This window comes from Chitinophaga sp. Ak27, assembly GCF_012726295.1.
GTDB lineage: Bacteria > Bacteroidota > Bacteroidia > Chitinophagales > Chitinophagaceae > Chitinophaga.
In genome coordinates, this window is record NZ_JABAOB010000003.1 from 658,352 (window position 1) to 682,554 (window position 24,203).

The window sequence follows — 24,203 nt, forward strand, 5'->3', positions numbered from 1 at the left end:
GATGTTGCTTATTCAAAGCAACGTATTTCAAAAATGGCAGCCGGTGTATTGGGTGATGGATGTGTTGTTTTGATGGTGAGACTGGAAGTAATAACAGTGTCCGGGAAAACAATTTCATTCCTGGTCTGGTAGTTTCCTTTTTTCTCATATACCATGCGTCCTTTTTCATCAAAGACAGCATAGTCCCGCAAGCAAAACACCATCACATTTTCCGGGTGTTGCATCAGCACAGATTCCATGGGATGATCAAAATCTGTATCAAAAGAAAAGATCATTTTCTTGATATGCCTGGGTTCTTTCCAGGTCAGTGTGAGCGTTGGGTCGGCGTCGTTCGGATCAGCCACCCATGCATTGGGTTGAGTAGTAGGTCTAGCTACACCATTGCTGATATTGGCCGGGCCAAATGATTGCAAAGGATGTTCGAGCCGGAGGGCAATGTTTTGCCCTGCCGGTCTGCGTTGTGCACACCAGAACTCAAAGTTGTCGACACCGATGCCATCAGGCGCCACTTGTTTTCCATAATTGGAAACCGCGGCGTTAATCGTATTAAATACCGACAGGATGCCTGTGATTCTCTTTTCAGAACGGCAGATCTTTACCTGTGGATTTTTATGCAGCATGATAAACACGTATTGCGGTTTTTCTATAGCCATATCAGATATGAGCTGCAGCGAATTCTTGCCGGGCTGAACTGAAAATTCAAAAGTGGCGATCGTGGTATCCGGTGTATAGCTACCGGTTCGCGAGCAGGTTCTTATTTCTGCGTGCATTGTGGTGGGTACGTCACAGTAAGCATACAAAGTGAACGCAGGGAGTTTACCGGCTTGCACTGGTATCATTTGTGCTACCGCAATATCAAGTGATTGCGGTGGGGTATCTTCTTCCAGCGTGGTGAGTAACAATTCGCTGCTGGCAGTAATGGTGGCCTGTTGTACAAGATCCTGTTCATCTTTTGCTATAACGCCGGGTATATATTGTCCGCTGCGCGTGAGCAATTGCTGCAGGGTGGATACTTGTCCTTTGTCATAAAGTGCGGCCGGGGTACATCCCAGCTGTGTACAAAGTGCCGCCGCCATTCCGGAAGCCTGCGACACATAGGCGCTGGTGGCCATTACCCGGGAAGAGCCAAACGCCACATGCGAGGCGCTGATAATACGTCCTGCCAGAAACAGGTTATTGATGTTTCTCGAGTAAAGAGAACGGAAGGGAATCTGGTAAATACCTTTGCTATGCCATTGGGTACAGCCGGGCTGGGCGGAATAAATACCATCTGAAGGATGCAGGTCAAGGCTCCAGCCCCCAAAGGCTACTGCGTCCTGGTGTGTACGTTGTTCAATGACGTCTTGTTGTTTTAAAATATAGTCGCCTTCAAACCGCCGGCTTTCCCTTTTTCCCGGGATCATGCCTACCCATTCCAATGTAAGGGTTTCCGCGTCTGGAAAGTTACCGGAGTTCTTAATGTGGTTCCATACGCCGTATACGATTTTCCAGAGTTCCCACTTTATTTTCTCGGTGTCGTGTACGGTGTCCATACGGCCGCCGTATTCAATCCACCAGAGTTTACACCCATATTCCTGCGAATTAAAGCTGCGGAATTTTGGTATCTGGGTAATATCCATGAGCGCAAAGGAGGGTGGAACGAAGCGCACCGGTTTGCCGGTATCTTTTGTATAAAAATAAAGTGAGTGACCCAGTAGTTCGCCGTAGGAAACGGTTGGGGCAAACAGTTCGTTGAATTCTTCTATTGGTTCTGCGCCCATCCTGAAGGCTGCGCCGGCCAGGAAGCCCACCACACCGTCGCCCGAGGCGTCGCAGAAGAGTGGCGCCTTTAAATGGTATTCTGTTTGGTTTTGGCTACAATAGGCTTTTAAAGCGGAAATGGTATTGAGCTGCGTTTTCTCTACTTCATATACCGTGGTGTTCAGCAGCAAAGTGATATTAGATTCCGCTACTACTTTGTCCAGCAATATGGCATCGAGGATGATGGGGTTACCTTCCGGGTTGCGGTAGATGTTCTCTACGAGGATCTCATCTATTACACCACCTTCGCGTGCCCAGCGGTTGTTGTTGCCCATATGAGAGGTGGCGCCCAGGATCCATAATCGTATTTCGCTGCTTGCATTGCCGCCCAATACACTCCTATCCTGTGCCAGCACTACTTTCAGTCCCTGCCTGGCAGCGGTTATGGCACTACAGATGCCTGATAAGCCGCCACCTGTGACAATCAAATCGGCCTCCAGTTTTATATTCGGAAAGGAACGTTTTTCTGTACTATCTGATCTAATCATGTTAATTAAGGGTTTTTTCGAGGATAATAAAGCCGCCGGGTTTTACCAGTGCAATGTCTGCGGCTCCACCGGCCAGGTCTATATCAAGCATCACGCTATCTCCGGGATGCAGTGTTTTTAAAGGAATGTAGGTGCCGTTGCATTTTAACCCGTACCCTTTCATGGTGTGGGCCGGGAAATCTTTTCTTGCTGTAATGCGGATGCTCGCGTGGCCTGCATTCTTATGCAGCAGTTCAATGGTGGCAGGTGCAAATTCTTCCTGCCATGCTGTGTACATGCCTCTCCGCGTTCTATCTGGCGCTACAAGGCCCCAGGGCCGGTATCCGTTTGCGTTGGTGGCAGGAAAACGACTGAAATAATCATTGAAGGTCCATACAGAAGCGCCGACTAAATAATCGCATTGTCTGAAATCCAGCATCGCTTTTTTCAGGTATTGAATCCGTTCTTCTTCTGTATTCACCGCATCGGTTCTGATGCCGAATTCGCTTACATACACAGGCTTTGCAGGATAAAGCATATGTATATGCTGCAGCACTTTTAAATGATTCCAGTAGATGTTGGCGCTTACAAAGTCAACGTATTGAGAGGCTTCATCTTCTGGTTTCCGTAGATTTTCATTTCCCAGCAGCATACTGGCGAAAGTGATGAGGCGGGAGTCGTCCAGCGATCTTACGTAGTTGCCCATATCGCGTACCCAGGCTTTACCTTCTTCGGTGTGCGATTGAAACTCATTACCTACACTATATGCAATCACGCTGGGATGGTTCCAGTCGCGTTCCATCATTTCCCGCATCTGCGATCTGAATTTGCCGCGCATCAGGGTATCGCTCATTTGTTTGGCGGTCATTTGCCAGTTGCCCGCCTCCAGGATAATCAGCAGTCCGTGCTTGTCGGCCCAGTTGAGCAAGGCTTCCGGTACGGGATAATGACTGATGCGGGAAAGTTCCATGCCACCGCTTTTGATCATTACGAGGTCTTTTTCCAGGATTTCTTCGGGGTCCATAGAGCCATATCCGGGGTAGTCGAGTGGTCTGTTGCAGCCGCCCAATTTCAATGGCTCGCCGTTTAATAAGATCTGGGTGCCCTTTACTTCAACTTTTCGGATGCCAAAGAACGTGTTAATGGTATCCATGCCGGCGGTAATGGCGGCGCTGTATAATGCAGGTGCATCCGGGCTCCATAAGGTAACTTCGGATGCCGGCAGGGTGCCGGTTAGTTCTACCGGAACTACGCTGCCAGGTTCTACCTTTACGGATTGCGGTTTAAAACGGATGTTGCTTTTAGCGCCATTGCGATAAATACCAACATTCACTGACGTGGTAACGGCAACAGCGTCGTGGTTGCGGATAAATGCTTTTATCCGGATGGTAGCATCTCCCTTTGCCAGATCGGGGATAGCCGTGATTTTACTGTTGCTGATATAGGTAGGAGGTCTGGTAATCAGGTGTACCTGGCGGGTAATACCGCCGTAATTGATCCACGGGTAAAGCTGTCTTTGAGCGGCGGAAGAATAAGGCACATCGGTTTTTGCGCCAGGGATGGTGGTCGTATCCCAGGAGTTATCCACTTCCAGCACCAGGGTATTTTTGTTTTTTAGTAAAGTAGTGATATCAAATTCAAACGGCGTATAGCCGCCTTCGTGAGTACCCAGCAGTATGCCGTTGAGCCATATTTTTGATTTGTAAAATACGGCATCAAACTTCAGGAATATGTGTTCTTTGCCGGGATCAGGTGCTTCAAATTGTTTAAAATACCAGGCAGCGCCTGTATAAAAGAAGTACCGGGGATCTGTGGAAAAACAATGGGGTACTTTTACTTTATCGAAGCTCTGCGAGGCAAAGGCGGTGTCCTGCCAATGCTCCTGTTCTCCCACTTTCACCGGGTCCAGGGCAAATTTCCATTCACTGTTTAAGCTGTTATCAGTGCGGTGTTGTGCAGAGAGTAAGCATGGAATGGCCAGAAGTAGACAGAATAATGTTCTTTTCATTTTCATTTTTTTTCTTTGAGTGCAACCTGTTTTGCAACTTCAGATCCTATATCGTTTAATGCGGGTTGATGATAATGTATGTCATCTTTCATCCATCCTTTTTCGTGGAAGCGAATCGTTTGCCGGTACACGATAAAAACTCGTTTCATTTTACCCGCCACATTCTCTTGTGCTTTACGCACCGCATCAAATCCCCGGGTTGGATAATGAAGATAATAGCCTGTTTGTATAATATAAAAGTTTACTTGCTTTCCGAGCGCTGCCCTGAATTGATTGATCAGTAGCGTGAGCTGTCGTTCGTATGCTTCCGGAGATAATTGTTGTGCGTTCACCGCATTGGCATCCCGTTCTCCCTGGCTCCATAAAATGCCAGCTACCGGCAGTCCCGTTTTGCGTGAGGCGGCTTTGGCTTTTATAACGGCGCTGCCAAACAAAGGCATACGGCCCCGGTTATCCCAGGTACCGTAGTTACTTAATTCTGCATTATAGTGACAGGAGCTGCCGCCTCTTGCGGTCTGTACAATAATCACTTCGCTTCCGGTAAGGTCGTGGTAGGCTTTTGCAAAAGCTGGCCAGGCGCTGCCGCTGTGAGCTTTTTCAAACTGAAGCTCGTGTTGGCCCGCAGGATCTTTTAAAGCCACCAGGGAATCCCGGGAGAAGTAGTATTCAAAGGCGGTTCCAGGCGTGCAATGTACTGCCAGGGTGCTGTCGCCCTGGCCAACAGCATTACTTTGGCCGGCAGCCAGGAACAGCGTCTTATTTTGTCCCATCGCATCTGATAAGCTAAGAAAACAAATAATGGTGATGATCCATCTCATTTCCAGTCAGGATTTTGTGCCAGTTTCGGGTTCGCATTGATTTCATCCAATGGAATCGGGAAGTATCGGTTTTTTGCCTGTGGTGTCCGGGTGGGAAATACATCATTCACCGCTAGGGGAATTACTTGCAAAAAGGTATTGGTCCGTGTGAGATCATACCAGCGATCACCTTCTGCAAAGAGTTCCCAGCTCCGTTCCTGCAAGACGGCATCCACAAAAGCAGCCTTACCAAGACCAGTGGTTAAACCGGGAAGGCCTGCCCTGGTCCTCACCGCATTGATATAGCCATAGGCTTCACCGGATGGGCCGTTTTGCTGCGCGGATGCTTCTGCGGCAATCAGGTAAACATCCGCCAGGCGCAGGATGGGAATATTAACGGCCCCGCTTCCGCCGATAGAGTTGGGATCCATATATTTTTTTACCAGCACGCCATGTGGTGTAATAGGTGTAATATCTTTCTGATGGACTACCTTACCCAGCTTGTTGATATAAAAAGTGTCGAGCAACAGGCGTCTGCGGTCGGCAGGGTCAAAGGAATCAAAGAAAGACTGGTAGGCAAATGTAGAACCATAAGAAGTGGCTGCATATTGCGGACCGTCGCTGTTCTTTGGACCATATAGGCCGATGATCTGGGTAGAAAATCCCGGAGAAGTACTTTCACATTCAAAGGCCCACATGTTTTCCTGCCTGGCCAGGTCTTCTTTGGCAACGTTATAAACATCTACTACATCCGGCATCAGGCTGTATTTGCCGGAGTTGAGCACCTGTTTTGCTTTGTCCAGTGCGGTGGGCCAGTCCTGTATATAAAGGGCGGCTTTGGCATAGAGCGCCATGGCCACTTCCTTTGAAGGCCGGCCTTTCTGGATATTGCCAGAATAAGTAGGAAGTTTGGCAATAGCCTGATCCAGGTCCAGGTAAATCTGTTTATAAACGTCCGCCTGCAGGGTTTTTCCAACGATAGCGGTATCGATATTGGTGCTGGGCGTTGTTTTAACCACGATGTCGCGGAAGTTTTTTGTCAGCATCCACAAATAAAAAGCGCGCATGTAGCAGGCTTCTCCGAGAATGACACTTCTCCTGGCGGAGTCCATGTTGGTTTGAGGTACTTTATACAATACCCAGTTTGCTTTTTCAATACCTGCATAGCAGGATTGCCAGATTTGCTGTGGTGATTCGTTTTGCCGGTTAAAGCTTTTCTGTGTGGTGTAGTTAGGATCATAGCTGAAGAGTGTATAGGTATCCCGGCCCACTACAGGGCGTGGATAGGTTTGGTCGGCACTGAAGTCGGAGGCGCCGGTGGCAGCGGTAAGGTATAAATTTACCATCGGACCATACACGGCTGTTAATGCAGCTTCCGCATCGGATGCTGTTTTATAGAAGTTTTCTGTGAAAATAGAAGAGTAGGGGTTTTCTGTCAGCTTGTTGCAGGAGGTATGCGCAAGCAGCAGTAATAAACCACCGAGCAGATATTGTAAGTTATTCTTTGTTTGCATATACATCATTTTTTAGAGACCAACCTGTAAGCCAATAAGGAAAGACCTTGCCTGGGGATATACGAGGTTGTCGATCCCGATTAGTGTGTTAGAACCGCCGAAGGAGTTTACCTCGGGATCATAGCCACTATATTTGGTGATAGTGAAAAGATTGTTACCGCTGATATACAGTCTTGCATTGGTGATATACTTAATGGCAGGCAACTTGTAACCGAGCGTAATGTTTTTCATCCGGATGTAGGAGCCATCTTCCACAAAGCGGTCGCTCACGGGGATCCTGCCCCCCTGGAATCCGCTCGCGTATTCATTGTTAGGGTTGGTGGGCGACCATCTGTCTTTCATACCTTCTAATACATTTCTTCCTCCCAGGCCATTTTCAAAAGAATAGCGGCTCAGGTTAAAAATTTTATTTCCCTGTACACCGGAAAGAAAGATGGAAAGGTCGAAGCGGCCGTAGTTGAAGTTAGAAGAGAAACCAAAGATAAAGGAAGGATTTGCGTTGCCGGTAATGGTTTGGTCTGCGCCGGTGATCTGTTTGTCATTATCCAGGTCTGCCACTTTAACGCCACCTGTTCTGCTTCCGCTACCTGGTAATACTGTTTCGCCGGTTTGATAAATGCCGTTGAATACATAGGTTTTGAAGATGCCCAGCGGCTGACCCACGCGGAGTACACTGTAGGGACTGAGTACATATTCATTGGTACCGCCTTCGAGGCTTAGCAGCTCGTTGCGGTTTATGGAAACATTGGCATTCACATTCCATTTAAATTTCCCGGTGAGCAGCCTGGCGTCTGCGGCAATTTCTACGCCTTTATTCCGGATACTGGCAAAGTTGCCGGTAATGGAAGTATAGCCGGAGGAAAGGGGGAGGTTCTTCACAAATAGCAGGTCTTTTGTTGTTTTATTGTAGTAATCAACCACGATGTTGAGCCTGTCGTTGAACAATCCGATATCCAGACCAGCATTGGCTTGTGTTGATTTTTCCCAGCGCAGGTCTGCATTGGGGATGCCGGAAGGGCTGATACCGACGGTGTAGAGGTGATTGAATTGGTAGTTGCTTCCGGAGCTTTCCAGTGCCAGTGACTGGTATGGTGCAATGGCGCCTGCGTTGCCGGTGCGACCATAGCTGGCTCTTAGTTTCAGGTCGCTGAATACGTTACTGCCTTTCAGGAAAGGCTCTTCAATGATACGCCATGCGCCGGCAATGGCTGGGAAGAAGCCCCATTTATGATTTTCACCGAACTTAGAGGCGCCGTCGTAGCGGGCGGTAATGTCAAGGAAGTATTTGTTGGCATAACCGTAGTTGATACGGCCCATATATGAGCTGAGTGCGTCTTTGGTGCGATTGCTGCTCACGGTTCTATTCACTGCCAGCTGCACAGCTTCGTTGCCGGTGGCATCATTCGGAAAGCCATTTGCATTGATGATATTATCATTGTACATGTTGCTTTGAATGGCATATACACCGGTAAATTTTAGGGAGTGGTCTCCAAAAGTGCGATCATAGGTTAGAATGCTTTCATGCAGCCAGTTGGTGGTGTTGATGTTCCCTTTTGATGCAGTACCGGAGTTGGCATTTACTTCCGATTTACCGAGAATATAAATAGGGGAGTAATAATCGTTCAGGGTGCTGCCTATATCTGCATTGAAGGAAGCACGATAACTTAAACCGGTAATGATTTTTGCCTCGGCATATACGTTGGCGAGGGTGCGTTTAATGGTATTACGGTTCAGTATATCTGCCAGTCCGAGAGGATTGGTAATTTCCCGGTAACGGCCATTGAATTGATCCGGAAAAGGATATAAACTGCCATCAGCTCTATAAGGCGCCAGGGTAGGAGGGGCGCCAAGGGTGGCGCCTATAATGCTTTGGGTTACCAGCGGTCCATCGATAGAGTTGACACCGGTGGGAATATTGTTGTTGATCGTATAGCTGCTAACAATACTGGTCCCTACTTTAAAGCTTTCGCTGATCTTATGATCGAGTGTGGCTCTTAAAGAATAACGTTTGAAATCCGAAGAAATAATAATACCTTCCTGATTGAAGAAGTTACCGGATAAAGAGAACTGCGTTTTTTCTGAACCACCGCTTACAGATGCCTGGTAATTTTGCATATTGGCCTGGTGGTAAACAACATCCTGCCAGTCAGTTCCTTTTCCAAGGGAGGATGGATCGGGATATACCGGTGAATTGTAGATGTCATTTTCCAGTTTTGCAAACTGTGAGGCATTGAGCATCGACAGTTTTTTGGTGATGTTTTGTATGCCACGGTAAGCATCCAGTTGCACGCGGGTAACGCCGCTTTTTCCGCGTTTGGTACTAATTAATACCACACCGTTGGCGCCCCTGGCGCCATAAATAGCGGTGGAAGATGCGTCCTTTAGTATTTCCACGGATTCAATATCATTTGGATTGATCGTAGATAGTGGGCTTACATCACTTACGCCGCCGCTGTTGGATATTTGGATGCCATCAATGATGTAGAGCGGTTCGGAGGAACCGTTGATGGAATTGGTACCGCGGATACGTACACTGATATTACCTCCCGGGGCTGCGCTATTTTGCGTGATTTGTACGCCGGGCACCCGGGCGGCAAGGCCCTGGGCAATATTTGTAACAGGCGTTTGCGTAATGTCTGCTGCTTTAACGGAGGCGATAGATCCTGTAGATGCGGCTTTGCGCTGTGTGCCATAGCCAACTACCACCACATCGTTCAGTTTACTGATATCCGGTTTAAGGGATATGGCCAGATAGGATTGTCCGCGGAGTTCCATCGCGGTATGCTGATACCCCTGGAAGGTAACTGTGATAATGGCATTGACGGGAACATCTTTCAGTGTAAACATACCGTTGACGGAGGTGACAGTGCCTTTTGAGGTGCCTTTTACCGCAACCGTGGCTCCGGGCAATAGCTGCCCTCTTTCATCCATTACCTTGCCGGAAACAGACGGCACAACGGTTTGTGCACTTGCCGGCAGCGTAAAAAGAGAAAAAAGGACAAGCAAGCGTAAACCCGATAATTTAAACAAGGGGCTTGTTTTTTTCATAACGTAGCGTCTTTAGCTTTTGGTAAAACATTAATCATAAGTGGTCAGCAATGTTAGAGAAGAATATTAAACAATGAAAGAATTGCCGGCGTTTTGGAAAACGAAATCTACCGGGAACGATACCGCAAACGATACCGGTAGCGCAGAAGGTGCTCCTTCTGATGGTAATAGGTTGGAAAAATGCGCTTAAAATTAGTCGTACCAATATAAAATTGTTTTGATTTAATGATAAAATGTATCCGGTGCAACCACGTGCACGCGATCACAAAATCTGGTATTGTAAGGGGGAAGCAGCGCTACTATTGTAAGAACTGTAATATCTATTTCACCCTTCCCGGGGAAACAGCAGCGGAAGCGCCGCAGCTTAAAAAGCATATGGCCACCATTGTGGATATTGCAAAGGCGCTGAATATCTCTAAATCTACCGTATCCAGGGCCTTACACGAACACGGGGATATTAACCCGCAAACAAGGGCTGCAGTGTTGGAGATGGCCAGGCAGCTGGATTATCAACCAAATTTATTAGCCCAGAGCCTTGTAAAAAGTAAAAGCAACACTATTGGTATTATTGTACCGGAGTTCCTAACCTATTTTTTTCCTACTATTATCATGGGCGCTCAGCAGGTGGCTGAACAGGCTGGCTATAACGTGATCATCTGTCAGTCGCAGGAATCTTATAAAACAGAAGTAGCCAATGCCAATGTATTACTGGCGAACCGGGTGGATGGGGTATTGATCTCCATGACCAAGGAAACCAAGAAATTTGATCACTTTAAAGCCTTTGAGCGGCATGGTATCCCCGTGGTGTTCTTTAACAGGATCTGTGATGAAATGGATACTTCCCGGGTGTTGGTGAACGATTACGAAGGAGCGCTGAAAGCAGTGGAACACCTGATAAAAAACGGGTATCGAAATATTGCACATATTGGCGGGCCACCTGCTTTACTCATCACGCATAACCGGTTGAATGGTTACCGGGATGCACTGGCCAGGCATCAGCTGCCATTTAAAGAAGAGTTAATAGTGCATTGCGACCTCTCCAAAAAAGACGCGATTCACTGCGCGGAAAAGCTGCTTAACTTAAAACACAGACCGGATGCCGTTTTTTGTGTGAATGATCCTGTGGCTATCCAGCTGATGCTGGTAGCTAAAAAGCGTAAAATAGAGATCCCGTCTGAACTGGGCATTGTTGGTTTCAGCAATGATCCTATTTCCGAAGTGATTGAGCCGGCGCTGACCACGGTACAGCAACCAGTGGCAGACATCGGCCGCTCGGCAGCGGGTATATTACTGGAGGCCATTAAGAAGGGAAACGAGTATTTGCCGGTGCATCAGTCGTTGAAAACAACGTTGATCGTGCGGGAGTCGTCGGGGAGATAACGACGGATACTGAAAACAGAAAAATCAAGTAAAGTTTGTCCAGAAAAGAAACAGCCTTGATAATGCAGCAAGGAATTTGCCCTGTTTGGAAAAAGGTACCTCATCAGGTAATGGCAATAAAAAAAGGGAAGGTTAAAAAAGCATATGAATCGGTCAAAATGAATAAGTGGTGGCCTGTTTCAGAGATATATATTTGAGTGGGGATTCCTGGTATTTGTATAACTGCCCAAAAGCGGCAATATAATCAGGTGGGAGTATCGCCTGGGAAGATAAATAGGCCCTTCCCAACAGCAAGGTGAATTATGAAGAAAATATATATATCTACTGCATTGACCGCGTTATCGGCAGTAGTTTCAGCACAGGAGAGTGGCACTCTTTACTATAATTTTGGTCGGGCAGGAGCCATTACTTATGCCACCGGACCTGATTCCCTATTACAAACACGGGGAGATCGCGTCGTTCTTAAAAGAAAAGGTCAGCCGCTTTTTTTTGCTGATGCACCGGCTGAAAGGAAATTACAAGGAGAAGGAGCGCTGCTCTTTAGGGATAATGCAGGTTATGTATCTCAACGCGCTCTTAACCTGGCAAGCCACGATTTTGTGTTGGAATGTTGGGCGCAGGTGAATGGGCGTCAGGGGGCCATCCTGGGTCTACCAGAGCAAACTACCTTGTTAGCTTTGGGCATAAGTAGTGCAGCATATATAGTGTATCGTGAGAATGATACCTGGATGGTAAGTGCAAATGGTGTTCCGGTAAAATCGGCTATTGGTAAGGCAGTACCAGGCGAATGGGTACATTTGGCTATTGTTGTATCTGATAGTAAAGTAACTACATGGCTAAATGGGCAGAAAACAGCTGCTGAAGAGATAGCCCGGCCTGTTCATACAGATACGTTGTTTCTGGGTGCTTTTGCCGGCCGTGCTGCTTTCAATGGACTCATTTATGATGTTCGTATTACGGCACTTAATGGAAGAAAATTTAACCCATTGAAGGATCTGCATTTCAACCAGCAGGCAGTCGCCCGGGGCAGAAAACTTTTGGAGGACCAGCGGCGTGGAGTTATTGCAGCAATCGCGGGAAATCCTCTCGTTAGTCGCCTTAAGAGCGATACTGAACAGCAGGCGCCATCAGACTGGCTGGTAAGTCATATTGACAAGTCTTCACATCTTTCGTTCCAACCATCTGCTGATGGGTTGAGCGGGATAATAAAATTGTCTAATGGCTTGATTAGCCGTGAATTCTATATCGGTGATAATATTGCCTGTATCAGTTATAAAAATCTTTCCAATGGTGCGCAATATCTACGGGCGGTAAAGCCGGAAGCAAGAATCAGGTTAGATAGCACCTGGTACGATATCGGTGGATTGACTGGTCAGCCGGAGAAATCTTATCTGCTCAATTCATGGTTGGAGGACATGGTATATGATCCTGCTGGATTTCAGTTCGCGGGGCTGGAGATTCGCCAGCCAGAGGCGCGTTACCACTGGCAACAGAAATTTAACGCTGTTCATACGGAGTGGCCACCTAAAGGAATACACGTTGTTATGAACTATGATGCTCCGGTCAATATCCCAGAATGGAAACAAAAGTTGAGGGTAGCTGTTCATTATGAAATGTATGACGGCATCCCCGTTTTGGCAAAGTGGATTACCATCAGCAATGGTACCGGGAAACCGGTATTGGTAAATGAAACAGAATGTGAAGTGCTGGCTGTGACACAGGATCAGGAAAAGCGCATCCACATGGAAAGTGATTATTCTTTTGCATTGGCAAATGCCGATAAGGAAGGAAGTGCGCTGATGCATTATAAAGGCGAACCGCCTGCATATCAGGTGGGTGGTTCTACTACAAAATGGTTGGTAGATCCTGAGTATAATACCTGGGCAACACATAATCAGGCAGAAGACAGGTTTCTCGCATTCCCACATCATTCCCTACTGGTAAGCCGCTTGCCGATGGGACCATCAGAGTTGCTGGCGCCGCAGGGATGCTTTAATTCATTTACCACTTTTGAACTGCTGCACGATAGCGATGATAAGGAGCGTCAGAGCCTTGCACATAGAAGATTTTACCGCACGCTGGCACCGCAGGTGACCGAGTCTTTACTGACAGGGGGAATTACCTCGCATGATCGAACTGAATTAAAGCATTTCATTACGCAGATGGGTGAGCTTGGCTTTGAGAGGCTTGATGTAATGGCATGGCCAGGTATTTCGCATGATAACCTGGATACGGCTTATATCGCCTTATGGAAAGAGATTGCCGGTTTTGCGAAAGAACGGGGCATCGTAATGGGCGGATATGAGTTGCAGGTGGCGTCCAGGGGAAGAGGGGCGGATGTTGATTGTATTGATCCTGCAACCGGTAAGCCAGGTAGCCTGTTTGGGCAAAGTGTATGTGTTGCCAGCGGATGGAAGGATACCTACTATCCGGCAATGTGGAAGTTTTTTGACCGAACCGGTTTTATGACCTATAACATCGATGGCCCCTATCATGGTGATGTTTGTGCTTCTGTTATTCATCCGCATCACTACAGCCTTAATGATTCCCAATGGAAACAGTGGCAAACCCAGGTAGAGGTGTTGCATGAATTACAAAAGAGAAACATGTATGCGCCAATGCCGGATTGGTATTTCTTAAATGGCCAATCTGCCACCGGAATGGGGTATCGCGAAGCGAGTGCTAACCTTACCCCTCAGCAACAATTGCTTCTTGGCCGGCAGTATATTTATGATGGTACCTGGCATAAAACACCTACTATGGGCGGAATGGTGTTGCAGCTGGTTGGATTTTATACAAACGATCCCCGCGTAGGATTGGAACCATTAGCTGATAATCTGTCCCGCTACGAAACAGGTTTATTTCAACACCTGGCAAGTGGCTGCCAGCTTACTATTCGAGGAAAACGCCTGTATGATACGCCCGATACCAAAGCAATGGTAAAACATTGGATAGCCTGGTTTAAACAGTATCGTGATATCCTTACATCGGATATTATTCACATTGGCCGCCCTGATGGCCGCGATATAGATCTGATGCTGCATGTAAATCCAGACATACGGGATAAAGGTATGTTGATAGCATTCAATCCTACGGATCATGAAATTACAAAGAATGTTAAAGTGCCACTATATTATACAGGCATTAAACAAACGGCAGTGTTGACAGGGAAAGATGGAAAGGTAAGTGAAGTTTCGCTTAAAGAAGGGGCAGTAGCTGAGTTCCAGATGACTTTACCAGCAGGAGGATTTTCCTGGTACCTGCTGCGGCAGAAAGACTAATGCAAATGAGTTTAACTCATAATGGGTTAAAGGGGGGACGTACTATTTCAGCCGTCTTCCCCCCGCGTTTGTTTTAAGTGCTGTAGGATAGTAGGATATTTTCGGTAATTATCTCAGGTAGTAATGCGATATTTATCCCGGTATTTGCTTTTGGGAGGACGGTTGTAATGGTCTAATTGATGATAATATTTTTTATGAATACACGATTCAGTTTTATTATTTTCCTGGGTTTATTATTTTTTGGCATAAACATCCATGCACAGACAACCTCTGTTTTTGAAAACTTGGTATCCCCTGATGGAAAATTAAAAGTAACATTTCTGGAAGACAAGAAGGGCGCCGTTTACTATAGTTTTATAGCTGATGGCCGTATGCTTTTACAGTCATCGCCCCTAGGAGTTAACAATACAACATATCAGCACTTAAGAAGTAAACAGCAAAGGCAGGTCAGCAAAGTGTGGAAGCCATTATGGGGTAAGCGTAGCATCGTGCCAGATGCTTACCGGGAAATGGTTTTGCAGTTCGATGCTTATACCATTAGGGCAAGACTTTACAATGACGGTTTGGCTTTCCGTTATGAAGGAGTGAAGGTAGACTCGGAGTTAACTGTATTTAACTTTGCCGGGAATTATCAAGCATGGTACTATAATGGAGAGCATCATAATATCGGACCTGAGTATCTAAAGGATGCGGCGGCGATTCGATATCCGGTAATGACGGTAAAGGTGTCTGATAAGCAGTACCTGGCAATTCATGAAGCGTTTTTGGAAAGTGGAGAGCCTTTATTATTAAAACATATTTCCGGTACTACTGTTTTTAATGTTGCATCAAAGGGATCTAAAGCCTGGCGCGTAGTTATGTATGGACGTTCTCCCGGTGACCTGGTAGACAGTCATTTGCTGGAGTTATTGAACCCTGCACCTGAAAAGGATGCTGATTTTTCCTGGATAAAACCGGGGCTGGCAGTTTGGGATTGGCGTATTAATGGTGCTGTATTTAATGGATTTAAGTACGAAATGTCACTGCCTTCATGGAAGCGGATGGTAGATTTTGCATCAAAGAATAACATTTCCTATCTCGTTTTAGATGCAGACTGGTATGGTCCTGAATTTAATAAAGCATCTGATCCGGTAAAGGGAGGAAAGGTTCAAAGCGTAAAAGAATTAATCCAATATGCAAAAGAAAGAGCCGTGGGCGTTTGGTTATATTTAAATGATGTAGGAGGAAACCATTATCCCTTGGAAGAAACTATCAGGCAATATGGAGAATGGGGTGCAGCAGGAATTAAATATGGATTTATGCAGGGCAGTTTAGCTGAGAAAAATCCCAAAACACAACGTATCACACAACTTTGTGCTCAGAATAAACTGTTGGTTGACTTTCACGATAATCCCGTTCATCCTTACGGACAGATGCGCACTTATCCCAATGCCGTAACCCGCGAGTTTTGCCAGGCCCAGCTGGATGGTCACCAGGTATTTCAACCCAAAACATTCGTTACCTCGGTGTTTGTGAATATGTTGTCCGGCCCGTTGGATATGAATAACGGCATTATGGATATGGAACAGAAAGGAAGAGTAGATAATGCGATGCCTGTTCCTTCAACTATTGTTGCTGAAGCAGCACGTACATTGATTACTTTTTCGGGTATTACCATACTTCCTGATATCCCTGAGTACTATGAAATGCACCCTGAATTACTCAAATTTATTAGTTCGGAGGCAATGCCCTGGCAAGAGAGTAAAACTTTGAGTGGGGAGATTGGGGAGTATATTGTGATGGCCCGTAAATCGTCTCAGGGTAAATGGTTGATTGCAGCGGCTACCAATGAGAAAGAACGTGAACTGATAATTCCGCTTACTGTATTGGAAAAAGGCAATTATAAGGCAACGATTATTCAGGATGCCGAAGATGCCAGTTATCTGGGAAATAAAGAGCATTATAATGTGTTAACGCAGACGGTTAATAATAAAAACCAGGTAAAAGTAAGACTGGCGCCTGGTGGCGGGGCTTGCTTATTATTGGAGAAAGTAGACAGATGATTTTTTGTTATTCAGATATAAGAAAGGGCGTCTTCAAAAGTGTAGCTGAGGCGCTCTTTTCTTTTGTAGTACATGAGAATAATCCACAGCAACCCCGCGGATATTTGGAAGGGTGTTTAATTGCAATCGATTTGATTGAAATGTAGATCTATTATTGCATGAGTATTGATTGGTGACAATTTTAATTTGCAATCGATTTAATGGGAATATGCTCCCAATGAGAGAAAATATCGCATCAGTAATTGCCAATATAACAGCAATTTATTGTAGGTCATTCATCTAAATTTGACATCGTTACTATATGATTATTGATTGATTTTAAAACCTCTGCTTTTGTTAAAGTATAACCTGCATTCAGAGATTAGTACAAAATGGATAAGGGGATGACTGGAATTTTTTATTGCCATTGCCGCTCCGGGCATTGACCTTTTAAAATATTCAGGCATGAGGAGTGTCTAATAGGCGAGGCTGTAGACCATATTTATAATGCTTTCTTTGAGTGGGATAAGCTGTACATTGCCCATAGGAGTGGACAGATGTATGCGATAGAATTTGATTGTTGTACGCCTTATAAACCCAGTGTAGCTTAACCGTTGGTTGGTAGTTACGTAATCCGGACTATAATGCCATGAAGAGCTATGTGACAAATATTCCAATAGTCAGAAAAGGTTTAAACCGACTACCGTTAATTTATCTTTCTTGATTTTACAGTTTCTATGAAAAGTAAGATTAGTGTTATGTATGTAGTCGTAATGGCTATTGCATTAGCATGTTGTCGTAGCGGGTAATATTTATTCCTTCGTTATGCTGGTGCAAAGGAGAGCGTTCGCTAAATTTTGTGTATGTGAAAGCCGATAATACATTTTTTGATAGTCGCCTTCGGGGAGTTTGTTTAGCGGTTTGGATAGAATAGGAGAGGATGATTGTAAAAGGAATTAAAGTATTTTCTTGAAGTAAATTTAAAGATTCAGTACAGTGCGCTTATTTAAAGCAAATACATAGACTTAATTATGGATGGGACCATTCCTGGCCCCATGAATTTACAGCTGTTAATAGTAGCACTGTTAGTTCTTATTTCAATATAATCCCGTGGATGAATTAATGCCACTCATAAATTTTTAATTAATCCATGAAGCATTTATACGAGAGTTTCATATTTCCGGCAGATCAGTCATTTACAGTGCGCACAGATGTGTTGGAGATGAAAAAGTATAATACGTTCAAAAGTCATGTTAATTATGAAATAGCGCTCCTGGAAAATTGTAGCGGAAAACGCTTTATTGGGGATCATATTGGAAATTTTGAAGGTCCGGAATTAGTGTTGCTTGGAAGTTATCTGCCCCACTGCTGGCAATATCAACAGGTTCAGGATACCACCCAGGTGCCTATGGCTTATGTAGTGCATTTCTTGCCTGATTTCCTTGGCAAAGAACTTCTTGCGAAGCCGGAAGCTCGCGAATTAAATCAACTATTTAGCAGGGCTGCAAGAGGTATTTCGTTTTCAGGAGAGACCGCTGTTTACGCCAGATTTATTCTGCAGCAAATGTTATGTGAAACTGGGTTGGGAAGAATGGCCTGGATGATGCAGTTGTTGCACGTGCTTGCTCGTTCAAAGCATTTCAAAGTATTGTCTTCCCGATTTTTTAATCTTGGGGAAACATCTGCAGATGGACAGAAAATTAACCGGGTGTTCGATTACATTTATAAAAATTTCAAAGATGAAATAACGTTGCCAGAAGTAGCCAATCTTATTCATATGTCTCCGTCGGGTTTTTGCCGTTTTTTTAAGCTGAAAACTAATAAAACGCTTATTGATGTCATAAAAGAAATCCGGATTAACTATGCCGCTAAGTTATTGCTGGAAGGGATGGCTAACGTTTCAGAAGCATGTTACACTTGTGGATACAACAACATCTCCAATTTTAATAAACACTTTAAGGAAGTGAAAGGGCTTGCACCGAGGAACTTTATAAGACAATATCAGATTCATGGAGATGATACCGCCATCTAATACTCCTTCCGACGGGAAAAGAACAAGCGGCGCCGCATATGGGTTAGTGGTTTGTTCCGATCTTGATTCATCTCTATTTGTTTTGTTTGAAGTTCTAAAGGCTTAAGTTCAATTAAACTGGAGTTTGTGACAGATATAACCCACCCGGGAATATTCCAGGGCGGCTTTTCTTGAAGAAGATGTGGGAGATGACATCTATCTATTTTAATGGTAATTGGTTTATAAGCTTTGATATCTGGAAATATTGCATAGGTGTTCGTTGATATAGTAGTAATTTATAATTTATCAATCAGCTAGCTTTGCTATAATATTCGGAATTTTATGTCCGTAAGGAATTTTTTAAATCGGTATTGAATATAAAGGACTATGCCAGTGAGGACTGGTTATAATGTTAAGGTATTATCAGCCTGGTGGCTATATAAGACATATACTTTGGAATAAGTTAAACTAGCAAACAGAAATGTAAGCAAACATAGGCTTAGCGATGGATGGGGTCAGTCTTGGCCCCATGGCTTTGAATGTTTCGATTATTTAATATCTGGTCATTATGATAAAGGTTATACGTTATTCATTGCAGTTTAACGGGAAGCCCCTTACCAGTTTACAAATCACACATGCAGAGATAATGAAAGGTGGCATACTAGAGTTAATTTATTGATGCACTGTTAACTTTTTTTGCATCGTGTTTTTAGTGCATTCATGAATCCCTAAAATGAGCAAAAATAACACAAATAACTGCTAATCCATACGAGGCCGAAAAGAATGGATTAGTAGATCTTCGTAATGAAGACAGCATCATGAGTGTTCAGAATGCTATTGTCATTATTCATCAACCCAATTCGTTATGAAAAGAAAAATTGAAGGGCTTCGATGGCTCTTGGGTACCTTATGCCTTCTACTAACTGCGCAGGTTTTGGTCGCGCAAAGCCAGATCCGGGTTACCGGTAAAGTTATCGACTCCAAGGACAAGTCGCCTTTAAGAGGCGCTACGATCGCTTTTCAGGATGGCAAAAAAGTTGTTGTTGCCAATCAGGAAGGAGCTTTTGAGATGACGGTACCAGATGGTAGTTACTTAAAGGTCACAATGATCGGGTATGACCCCAATGTAGTGAAAGCCACGACAAATATGATCATATCAATGACTGCATCTGCTGAAACATTAGGAGATGTAGTGGTTATGGGATATGGTACACAGAAAAAGGAACTCTTAACTGCGTCGGTGGGTATAATAAAATTTGATGAGGTGAAACGTAATATACCTACTCAACAACTGGGAAACCTTTTGGCTGGACAGGTGGCTGGTGTCAGCGTTTCTACCCCTCGGGGCATACCTGGCAGTGATCCTGGTATTTCCGTTCGCCAGAAGAGTTCCTGGAATACGCAGAACGTTTTATATGTTATAGATGGAAGGATTGCGGATGGAGGTGAATTTAACCGTTTATCTCCCAATGAGGTAGATAATATTACAGTCTTGAAAGATGCAGCATCTACAGCGGTGTATGGCTCCAGGGCCGCCGCCGGTGTTATCGTTGTGACGACCCGCCGTGGAAAATCTGGCAAGGCAAGCATTGAATACTCTTACCAAACCGGATTTGATAGAAGAGGAAGAAATAGTGACCTGATGAATGCAGTGCAGTATTTTGAGTATCAGAACCGGATATCGCCAAATAAGTATAGCCAGAATGTCATTGATAAATTTAAAACAATTAATGACGGTTGGGGATACGATCAGTTGAGCGCTGTATGGAATGACCCATCTACTACAACACATAATTTAAGTATCACCGGAGGATCAGATAAAGTACAGTATTTTATTGGCGGTTCTATGAGTAAGGAACAGTTGTTTCTGAAAAATATGAATTGGCAAAATTATAGTGTAAGAGCAAATGTCAAGGCTCAAATTGCTACCGGATTGACAGCGGAAGCGCTTTTGTCGCTCAATAATAATATTCAAAAGTTCCCGTCTGCTGATGGTTGGGACGATATCTATGGAAAACTAAGGATATGGCAGGCGTATCAGCCGGTTTGGACAACCGATGGCAACCCTATTGATTATGGATGGATCCAGAATGTTGGCGCTGAGGTGAGGGGAGATAATGGCTATAAGAATGTATCTGCGGTTAGACCTGTTGCTAACCTAAGGCTTAATTACCAGATTCCCGGTATTAAAGGGCTTAGCGTAGCGGGACAGTATAGCAAGTCGTTTTTTAATCAGCGCCAGAGGTCATTCGTTAAGCAATATAATATGTGGGTCATGAAGACAACAGATCAGTATCTGATCAGTACAGATCCTAATGATTTTGTGTCTTTTAAGAAATCCTACCATACCAATAGTTTATCGGAGCGGTACGACTGGAGCACTAATTACCAGCTAAACTTACAGTTAAGCTATGAGAATACATTTAAGGATGTACATCATGTAAAGGCCTGGTTGATCTATGAGCGCACAGGGGCTGATGGTTCCTGGATGCAAGGTACAAGGGAGCGATTCCCGGTATATGTTTCGGATCAATGGCGTTTCACAAGTGGTGATCGGGCGGACTCCTATATTAATGGCAGTACACAACAGCCTACGGGAAGAAAATCGTATATCGGACAACTATTTTATGACTATAACAGTAAGTACCTGGCAACTTTTGCCTATCGTTATGATGGCTCTATGCAATTTGCACCTGATATGAGGTGGGGCTTCTTTCCTTCCGGTTCGTTAGGATGGATTGTTTCGAAGGAGAATTTTTTCAAGTCAAACAAAATTGACATGCTCAAACTTCGGATGTCTGCTGGTTTAGTAGGTAATGACGGCGTAGGAGGATGGCAATGGCAGGAATCATACGATCAGGGTAAAAATGCATATCTGGGCACAGGTGGAGCAACAGGTGTTGGTATTAAATACGGTGCACTGGTCAATCCCGCTCTAACATGGGAGAAAACGTTGAATTATAATGCGGGGGTTGATGTGAACTTCTTAAAACACTTCAATGCTTCGTTAGAATATTTCTCTACGAAAACATATGATATCCTGGGATCGCGTATACAAACAGTTCCTCCAACATTTAGCAGATCATTACCTTCTTCTAATTATGGAGAAATTAAAGCGCAAGGAATAGAATTGGGGTTAGGATATAAGGGCCAGGCGAGAAAAGTAAACTATTATGTTAATGGAGTTGCGTCGTATAGCAATGCCAAAAATATTATCAAGGATTTGAATATCACCTATCCATGGCAAAACGAGATAGGCAGGAGTACCAGCCGTATTTCTACACGTGTGGCAGACAAGATACTCAGAACTCAGGCTGACCTCGACGCCTGGAATGCTGCTAATCCGAATTACACCTATTATGGTTACAAAGCTGCGATTGGACAATTGGTGTTTAAAGATATTAGTGGCCCTGACGGCAAACCAGATGGTATTGTAGATGATTGGGATCAGGTAGAGTGGCGGAGAAACAACAATCCAATTGTTGTTGGGCTGAATTTTGGAGCCTCCTGGAAAGGTTTGAGCCTGGATATCAGTTTCAATGGTAGTTTTAATTATTATCAGTCCATCAGGCCATTGAATCAAAATGTGGAATGGAATCGAAACTGGGTAAAATGGGCTACAGATGCATGGACGCCACAAAATACCAATGCTTCTTTACCTATCCGTTATTCATCTAATGATGGAAAAGACAGGATTAACCGTGATGAAAGCTCCTTTTGGATGAAGAAAAGTAACTGGCTCAGATGCAAGTATATATCTCTTGCTTATTCACTTCCTCAGAATTGGGTGAACAAAGCCAGCCTCTCTGGTGCACGTATCTTTTTTAATGCCACTAATCCATTTATCATCAGCAAATTTAACAAGCTGTATTATGATCCTGAAATTGGTAATCCTAATAACTTCCCCATTATGCGCACATTCAATTTCGGAGCAAGTGTAACCTACTAATCCAACTTGCGTTCAATTTTAAAAACTACTGTGTTATGAATATAAGAATTCGTTTCTCAATATATAGGGCCGGAGTATTGTCGGCCGCACTACTCTTATTTAGTCAGGCTTGTAAAAAAGGATTGGATTATAAAAACCAGGATGCCATCGTTCCGGACAATGTATGGACCGATCCTAATATGATAAAGTCTTATCTTAATGACATTTACGGCGCCTCTACACCGGATTGGCCATTCGACGGATCAGACAGCGACGAGGGAATTGATGCCGATGCGCATAACCTCAGTAACTACCAGCAAGGGATTGTTACGGTGGAGAATACCAATATGAAATTGAGTTATGAGTATATAGACCGGATTAACTACTTCCTGGATAAATTATCCACCGTGCCAGGTACCGTACTAAACACATCATTGAATACGCAATATGTAGCGGAAGCCAAATTCTGGCGGGCATGGAGATATTGGAATATGGTAAGAGAAGTAGGTGGGGTACCACTTATTTTGGGGGTACAAAACATTTCTGATCTTTCGAAACTATTTGTTCCACGAAACAAGACTTCTGAATGTATAGCACAAATTGTAAAAGACCTGGACGAAGCCATTGCCGTTTTGCCGGCAGTATATACAGATGCGGGTAATGACTATGGAAGAATCACCAAAATTGCGGCGATGGCATTTAAAGGGCGCGTACTATTGTGGTATGCCAGCCCGTTATTTAATCCTACCAATGATAAAACCCGTTGGCAGGCAGCATATGACGCTAATAAAGCAGCAAAAGATGCGGCGCTGGCCGCGGGGTATGGACTATTCGGAGATTTTAAAAATATCTGGTACCAGGAACGGAATAAGGAAGTTATTATGGTGAACCAACATTTTTATCCGGGAAATCCAATTGATTTCGGTGAAATAAAAGCGGGAACCTATAATGAGAACCAGCCATATCTTCCAATGCTGTTGGGTTTTCCAAAGCGTGATGGTTCCCCTTTACAACTGGATGTGAACAGGTTGTCAGATCCAAATTATAATAGTCAGTTCCTGAAGGATTTCTATACAAATCGCGATCCCCGTTTTTATTCAACAGTCTTTTTTGGCGGAGTTCCATATGTATTACCTGATCAAAATGCTGATACCTATCGTAAAGGAGAAACTTATTGGTGTGTTTATCGGTATATTTCTGGCAATACAACCGATAGAGCCAGTTATAAAAGTGTATTGGTGACCGATTTTTTCCGTTCTGGTATTCCCGGGTATGTAGGATTTTACGACAGGAAAGGACTGGATACAACTGTAGCGGATGAAAATAGTTTTAAAGGACAAACAGATTGGCTGGAAATGCGGTATGCTGAAGTATTGATGAATTATGGCGAATGCGCCAATGAGATAGGCCTGGGTAACGAAGCACTGGATGTATTGCATCAAATTCGCCAGCGTGCGGGTATTATTCCGGGCAACGGTGGTAACTACGGTATAACCGCTGCATCAACCACCGAGATACGAAGTGCTATCATGGCTGAGCGGTTTATTGAATTTGCCTTTGAAGGAAAACGTTCAGGTGATTTGAGACGTTGGAAAAGATATGATCTTTTAAATGCCATGGGTACGCGTAGTTCCATTTATATTGTGTTAAGGCCGGATAAAAAAGTTGCAAGTAATGAACTTATTCTCAATGATTCAACCAGGAATAAATTTTATGCGGCATACATTAACAGTTTAGATGGCGATGATAACTATAAATTCAAATACAATTTAAATCACTGGTTTTCAGCACTGAATCCAGGACAGATTTCACAATCAAAGAATATGCTACAGCAAAACAGCGAGTGGGGTGGCAGTTTTGATCCATTGCAATAGGTGATCCAGCGCGTATATCACATTGAAGAAGGCCGGTAAATATTACTGGCCTTCTTCTTGTTTGTAATACAGTA

Annotated in this window: 11 protein-coding genes; 6 read left to right on the forward strand and 5 right to left on the reverse strand. The window is 44.4% G+C overall.

Annotated features, from left to right (window positions below):
- Positions 1 to 8: 8 nt before the first annotated feature.
- The 5 genes from HGH90_RS14095 to HGH90_RS14115 are packed head-to-tail and all read right to left on the reverse strand — an operon-like array spanning position 9 to position 9,634.
- Positions 9 to 2,288 (reverse strand): FAD-dependent oxidoreductase, encoded by a 2,280-nt coding sequence (locus HGH90_RS14095; RefSeq protein ID WP_169191354.1) that lies wholly within the window; start codon positions 2,286 to 2,288, stop codon positions 9 to 11.
- Between the two features lies 1 nt (position 2,289).
- Entirely contained in the window at positions 2,290 to 4,275 is a 1,986-nt protein-coding gene (locus HGH90_RS14100) for a glycoside hydrolase family 2 protein (RefSeq protein ID WP_169191355.1), read from the reverse strand.
- Positions 4,276 to 4,277: 2 nt separating this feature from the next.
- Positions 4,278 to 5,093: a sialate O-acetylesterase gene (locus HGH90_RS14105; RefSeq protein WP_169191356.1), complete on the reverse strand. Its 816-nt coding sequence runs from the start codon at positions 5,091 to 5,093 to the stop codon at positions 4,278 to 4,280.
- Entirely contained in the window at positions 5,090 to 6,586 is a 1,497-nt protein-coding gene (locus tag HGH90_RS14110; RefSeq protein WP_169191357.1) for a RagB/SusD family nutrient uptake outer membrane protein, read from the reverse strand. The genes HGH90_RS14105 and HGH90_RS14110 overlap by 4 nt, the downstream gene beginning before the upstream one ends.
- 12 nt (positions 6,587 to 6,598) lie before the next feature.
- Positions 6,599 to 9,634, reverse strand: coding sequence for a SusC/RagA family TonB-linked outer membrane protein (locus HGH90_RS14115; protein WP_169191358.1), 3,036 nt, complete (start codon positions 9,632 to 9,634; stop codon positions 6,599 to 6,601).
- 225 nt (positions 9,635 to 9,859) lie between these two features.
- Between HGH90_RS14115 and HGH90_RS14120 the strand changes: the two genes are divergently transcribed.
- The 6 genes from HGH90_RS14120 to HGH90_RS14145 all read left to right on the forward strand — a co-directional run bounded on the left by HGH90_RS14120 (position 9,860) and on the right by HGH90_RS14145 (position 24,129).
- Positions 9,860 to 11,014 (forward strand): LacI family DNA-binding transcriptional regulator, encoded by a 1,155-nt coding sequence (locus tag HGH90_RS14120; RefSeq protein ID WP_168762047.1) that lies wholly within the window; start codon positions 9,860 to 9,862, stop codon positions 11,012 to 11,014.
- Between the two features lie 302 nt (positions 11,015 to 11,316).
- Positions 11,317 to 14,295, forward strand: coding sequence for a LamG domain-containing protein (locus tag HGH90_RS14125; protein ID WP_169191359.1), 2,979 nt, complete (start codon positions 11,317 to 11,319; stop codon positions 14,293 to 14,295).
- 194 nt (positions 14,296 to 14,489) lie between these two features.
- Positions 14,490 to 16,337, forward strand: a complete 1,848-nt coding sequence (locus HGH90_RS14130) for a glycoside hydrolase family 97 protein (protein WP_169191360.1) — start codon at positions 14,490 to 14,492, stop codon at positions 16,335 to 16,337.
- 1,129 nt (positions 16,338 to 17,466) lie between these two features.
- Positions 17,467 to 18,348, forward strand: coding sequence for an AraC family transcriptional regulator (locus HGH90_RS14135; protein WP_168762050.1), 882 nt, complete (start codon positions 17,467 to 17,469; stop codon positions 18,346 to 18,348).
- 844 nt (positions 18,349 to 19,192) lie between these two features.
- Positions 19,193 to 22,276, forward strand: a complete 3,084-nt coding sequence (locus tag HGH90_RS14140) for a SusC/RagA family TonB-linked outer membrane protein (RefSeq protein WP_168762051.1) — start codon at positions 19,193 to 19,195, stop codon at positions 22,274 to 22,276.
- Positions 22,277 to 22,311: 35 nt separating this feature from the next.
- Positions 22,312 to 24,129 (forward strand): RagB/SusD family nutrient uptake outer membrane protein, encoded by a 1,818-nt coding sequence (locus tag HGH90_RS14145; protein WP_168762052.1) that lies wholly within the window; start codon positions 22,312 to 22,314, stop codon positions 24,127 to 24,129.
- Positions 24,130 to 24,203 lie beyond the last annotated feature (74 nt).

Coding starts and splice junctions, on each gene's coding strand:
- HGH90_RS14105 (WP_169191356.1), bottom strand. CDS start 5,093: ATGAGATGGATCATCACCATTATTTGTTTTCTTAGCTTATCAGATGCG.
- HGH90_RS14130 (WP_169191360.1), top strand. CDS start 14,490: ATGAATACACGATTCAGTTTTATTATTTTCCTGGGTTTATTATTTTTT.
- HGH90_RS14110 (WP_169191357.1), bottom strand. CDS start 6,586: ATGCAAACAAAGAATAACTTACAATATCTGCTCGGTGGTTTATTACTG.
- HGH90_RS14135 (WP_168762050.1), top strand. CDS start 17,467: ATGAAGCATTTATACGAGAGTTTCATATTTCCGGCAGATCAGTCATTT.
- HGH90_RS14120 (WP_168762047.1), top strand. CDS start 9,860: ATGATAAAATGTATCCGGTGCAACCACGTGCACGCGATCACAAAATCT.
- HGH90_RS14145 (WP_168762052.1), top strand. CDS start 22,312: ATGAATATAAGAATTCGTTTCTCAATATATAGGGCCGGAGTATTGTCG.
- HGH90_RS14095 (WP_169191354.1), bottom strand. CDS start 2,288: ATGATTAGATCAGATAGTACAGAAAAACGTTCCTTTCCGAATATAAAA.
- HGH90_RS14100 (WP_169191355.1), bottom strand. CDS start 4,275: ATGAAAAGAACATTATTCTGTCTACTTCTGGCCATTCCATGCTTACTC.
- HGH90_RS14125 (WP_169191359.1), top strand. CDS start 11,317: ATGAAGAAAATATATATATCTACTGCATTGACCGCGTTATCGGCAGTA.
- HGH90_RS14140 (WP_168762051.1), top strand. CDS start 19,193: ATGAAAAGAAAAATTGAAGGGCTTCGATGGCTCTTGGGTACCTTATGC.
- HGH90_RS14115 (WP_169191358.1), bottom strand. CDS start 9,634: ATGAAAAAAACAAGCCCCTTGTTTAAATTATCGGGTTTACGCTTGCTT.